Below are 5,413 nucleotides of genomic sequence, written 5' to 3' on the forward strand. Positions count from 1 at the left end.
GTTGTTGTCTCGTAACCGTATAGTGAACGCGAGCATCATTGTCTTCAACGATTGCTTTACTGTGTGTTGTAAGTCATCGGCCTATTAGTACAGGTCAGCTACACAAGTCTTTAGTCCTTGCTTCCACATCCTGCCTATCAACCCAGTGGTCTAGCTGGGGGCCTCTCACACTCAAGGTGCATGGAAATCTCATCTCGAAGCAGGCTTCCCGCTTAGATGCTTTCAGCGGTTATCCCTTCCAAACGTAGCTAATCAGCGGTGCACTTGGCAGTACAACTGACACACCAGAGGTTTGTCCGTCCCGGTCCTCTCGTACTAAGGACAGCCCTTCTCAAATTTCCAACGCGCGCAGCGGATAGGGACCGAACTGTCTCACGACGTTCTAAACCCAGCTCGCGTACCGCTTTAATGGGCGAACAGCCCAACCCTTGGGACCTACTCCAGCCCCAGGATGCGACGAGCCGACATCGAGGTGCCAAACCATGCCGTCGATATGGACTCTTGGGCAAGATCAGCCTGTTATCCCCGAGGTACCTTTTATCCGTTGAGCGACGGCCCTTCCACGAGGTGCCGCCGGATCACTAGTCCCGACTTTCGTCCCTGCTCGAGCTGTCACTCTCACAGTCAAGCTCCCTTGTGCACTTACACTCGACACCTGATTGCCAACCAGGCTGAGGGAACCTTTGGGCGCCTCCGTTACATTTTAGGAGGCAACCGCCCCAGTTAAACTACCCATCAGGCACTGTCCCTGAACCAGATCATGGTCCGAAGTTAGGTGACCGGTACAGCCAGAGTGGTATTTCAACGATGACTCCACCCGAACTAGCGTCCGAGCTTCACAGTCTCCCACCTATCCTACACAAGCTGCACCGAACACCAATACCAAACTATAGTAAAGGTCTCGGGGTCTTTCCGTCCTGCTGCGCGTAACGAGCATCTTTACTCGTACTGCAATTTCGCCGAGTTCATGGTTGAGACAGCGGGGAAGTCGTTACTCCATTCGTGCAGGTCGGAACTTACCCGACAAGGAATTTCGCTACCTTAGGATGGTTATAGTTACCACCGCCGTTTACTGGGGCTTAAATTCTCAGCTTCGCAACAAGTTGCTAACCGGTCCTCTTAACCTTCCAGCACCGGGCAGGAGTCAGTCCGTATACATCGTCTTGCGACTTCGCACGGACCTGTGTTTTTAGTAAACAGTCGCTTCCCCCTGGTCTCTGCGGCCCACACCCGCAAAAGAAGAGCAAGTCTTCCTCACGGGGCAGGCCCCCCTTCTTCCGAAGTTACGGGGGCATTTTGCCGAGTTCCTTAACCATGATTCTCTCGATCGCCTTAGTATTCTCTACCTGATCACCTGTGTCGGTTTGGGGTACGGGCGACTAGAACCTCGCGCCGATGCTTTTCTAGGCAGCATAGGATCACCAAATCACCCACCAAAGTGGGTGCCTATCAGGTCTCAACCATAAATGAGAGACGGATTTGCCTATCTCTCGGCCTACACCCTTGGACCAGGTCAATTCCATTGCCTGGCTCGGCTACCTTCCTGCGTCACACCTGTTAATACGCTTACCTCACAAAATCGGTTCCCAGCACCTCACACAAAAGCAGCCCGAAGGCCACAACATCATGCTCAATGGTGGTTAGCATCAAAAGCTCAGTATGGGCGGTTCTTCGCCGGTACGGGAATATCAACCCGTTGTCCATCGACTACGCCTGTCGGCCTCGCCTTAGGTCCCGACTCACCCAGGGCAGATTAGCTTGACCCTGGAACCCTTGATCATTCGGCGGACGGGTTTCTCACCCGTCATTCGCTACTCATGCCTGCATTCTCACTCGTGTGGTCTCCACCGCTGGTTTACACCGCGACTTCACCGTCCACACGACGCTCCCCTACCCATCCAAACGCCCAATCGAAACCAGGCAAATATTTGAATGACGCAACTTCGGCGGTGTGCTTGAGCCCCGCTACATTATCGGCGCGGAATCACTTGACCAGTGAGCTATTACGCACTCTTTCAAGGGTGGCTGCTTCTAAGCCAACCTCCTGGTTGTCACAGCAACTCCACATCCTTTTCCACTTAGCACACGCTTAGGGGCCTTAGTTGGCGTTCTGGGCTGTTTCCCTCTCGACTATGAAGCTTATCCCCCACAGTCTCACTGCTACGCTCTCACTTACCGGCATTCGGAGTTTGGCTAACGTCAGTAACCTTGTAGGGCCCATTAGCTATCCAGTAGCTCTACCTCCGGTAAGAAACACGTAACGCTGCACCTAAATGCATTTCGGGGAGAACCAGCTATCACGAAGTTTGATTGGCCTTTCACCCCTACCCACAGCTCATCCCCTCCATTTTCAACTGAAGTGGGTTCGGTCCTCCACGCGCTCTTACACGCGCTTCAACCTGGCCATGGGTAGATCACTTCGCTTCGGGTCTAGACCGTGCCACTCAAACGCCCTATTCAGACTCGCTTTCGCTACGGCTTCCCCACACGGGTTAACCTCGCGACACAGCACTAACTCGCAGGCTCATTCTTCAAAAGGCACGCCATCACACCCCACAAGTGGGATGCTTTAACGGATTGTAAGCGCACGGTTTCAGGTACTATTTCACTCCCCTCCCGGGGTACTTTTCACCATTCCCTCACGGTACTGATTCACTATCGGTCATCAGGTAGTATTCAGGCTTACCAGGTGGTCCTGGCAGATTCACACAAGATTTCTCGAGCCCCGTGCTACTCGGGTACCCACACTAGAACGGCAGACACGCATTACACCTACGGGACTATCACCCTCTCTGGTCCGGCATTCCAACCGATTCACCTATACGCCTGCACCTCATCCCGCTAACCAGATAGGGTTAGCACATGTAGGCCCCACAACCCCGGTGATGCAACGCCTATCCGCTATCACACACCAACCGGTTTAGCCCCATCCGCGTTCGCTCGCCACTACTAACGGAATCACTATTGTTTTCTCTTCCTGCGGGTACTGAGATGTTTCACTTCCCCGCGTTCCCTCCACACAGCCTATACATTCAGCTGCAGGTCATACGGCATGACACCGTACGGGGTTTCCCCATTCGGAAATCCTGGTCTCAACGTCCGGTTATCGACTCCACCAGGCTTATCGCAGATTCCCACGTCCTTCATCGGCTCCTGATGCCAAGGCATCCACCGTGCGCCCTTAAAAACTTCAACACAAATCAAAGTCTCAGATTGAGCAATAAAACAATCAACAAAATCACAAAACAACCACACAAGAACACCCCAAAAGGGCTCCCGGCATGGTCATCTTATAAGATGCTCGCGTTCACTATACAGTTCCCAAACAACAACCCCACACCCCCACACCACCGACCAAAGACCCCACAAGGGAACCCATTAAGCCAGCGCGCAAAGACACAGGACAAACACTGAAACACCAAACACCCACCCCCAAAGGGACAGGACGCTTGTTGCCTCAAAACCCAACAGCATGCCAAACCATACAAACCACCTGGCCCCCACACCCTCATTCCAACACCCCCAAAGGGACGCGTACTAAAAGAGCATGAACACCATGCAGCCATAGCCAATACCCCACACCAACCATAAAGTCGACGCGTTTTCCGGTACTGAGTTCATTGATATTCCACCCATGAGCAACCCGCCTGCCAACACTCGTGACAGAAACGGGCAACCAATAATTGGTTAGCTCCTTAGAAAGGAGGTGATCCAGCCGCACCTTCCGGTACGGCTACCTTGTTACGACTTAGTCCCAATCGCCAGTCCCACCTTCGACGACTCCCCCCACACAAGGTGGTTAGGCCATCGGCTTCGGGTGTTACCAACTTTCGTGACTTGACGGGCGGTGTGTACAAGGCCCGGGAACGTATTCACCGCAGCGTTGCTGATCTGCGATTACTAGCGACTCCGACTTCATGGGGTCGAGTTGCAGACCCCAATCCGAACTGAGACCGGCTTTTAGGGATTAGCTCCACCTCACAGTATCGCAACCCATTGTACCGGCCATTGTAGCATGCGTGAAGCCCAAGACATAAGGGGCATGATGATTTGACGTCATCCCCACCTTCCTCCGAGTTGACCCCGGCAGTCTCCCATGAGTCCCCACCTTTACGTGCTGGCAACATGGAACGAGGGTTGCGCTCGTTGCGGGACTTAACCCAACATCTCACGACACGAGCTGACGACAACCATGCACCACCTGTGAACCAGCCCCGAAGGGAAACCCCATCTCTGAGGCGGTCTGGAACATGTCAAGCCTTGGTAAGGTTCTTCGCGTTGCATCGAATTAATCCGCATGCTCCGCCGCTTGTGCGGGCCCCCGTCAATTCCTTTGAGTTTTAGCCTTGCGGCCGTACTCCCCAGGCGGGGCACTTAATGCGTTAGCTACGGCGCGGAAAACGTGGAATGTCCCCCACACCTAGTGCCCAACGTTTACGGCATGGACTACCAGGGTATCTAATCCTGTTCGCTCCCCATGCTTTCGCTCCTCAGCGTCAGTAGATGCCCAGAGACCTGCCTTCGCCATCGGTGTTCCTCCTGATATCTGCGCATTTCACCGCTACACCAGGAATTCCAGTCTCCCCTACATCACTCTAGTCTGCCCGTACCCACCGCAGATCCGAGGTTGAGCCTCGGACTTTCACGGCAGACGCGACAAACCGCCTACGAGCTCTTTACGCCCAATAAATCCGGATAACGCTTGCGCCCTACGTATTACCGCGGCTGCTGGCACGTAGTTAGCCGGCGCTTCTTCTGCAGGTACCGTCACTTTCGCTTCTTCCCTACTGAAAGAGGTTTACAACCCGAAGGCCGTCATCCCTCACGCGGCGTCGCTGCATCAGGCTTTCGCCCATTGTGCAATATTCCCCACTGCTGCCTCCCGTAGGAGTCTGGGCCGTGTCTCAGTCCCAGTGTGGCCGGTCACCCTCTCAGGCCGGCTACCCGTCGTCGCCTTGGTGAGCCATTACCTCACCAACAAGCTGATAGGCCGCGAGTCCATCCCCAACCGATAAATCTTTCCACCAAAAACCATGCGGTCAAAGGTCATATCCAGTATTAGACCCAGTTTCCCGGGCTTATCCCAGAGTCGGGGGCAGGTTACTCACGTGTTACTCACCCGTTCGCCACTAATCACCCCAGCAAGCTGGGGGTCATCGTTCGACTTGCATGTGTTAAGCACGCCGCCAGCGTTCATCCTGAGCCAGGATCAAACTCTCCATAAAAAAATAAAAAGCCATCAGCAACCCCTCGGAAAATAAGAGCGAAGCCAATGAAGTCCTGGCGAATAAAAACACTTGAAACAACACACGGGGGTGCATCATTCCAAGCAAATGTTATATATCCACCAAATTAAAAATAATTCGGTATCAATAAACTTGGCACACTATTGAGTTCTCAAACAACAAACACT

General features: G+C 53.6%; 2 rRNA genes. Both read right to left on the reverse strand.

Going from position 1 to position 5,413, the window contains the following annotated elements:
* Window positions 1–63 precede the first annotated feature (63 nt).
* Window positions 64–3,195, reverse strand: a 23S ribosomal RNA gene (locus CIK76_RS06615).
* A 504-nt stretch (window positions 3,196–3,699) separates the two neighbouring features.
* Window positions 3,700–5,225 (reverse strand): 16S ribosomal RNA (locus tag CIK76_RS06620).
* The 16S and 23S rRNA genes sit together here, the layout of an rRNA operon.
* Window positions 5,226–5,413: the final 188 nt, after the last annotated feature.

This window comes from Glutamicibacter sp. BW80, from assembly GCF_002332385.1.
Lineage (GTDB): Bacteria > Actinomycetota > Actinomycetes > Actinomycetales > Micrococcaceae > Glutamicibacter.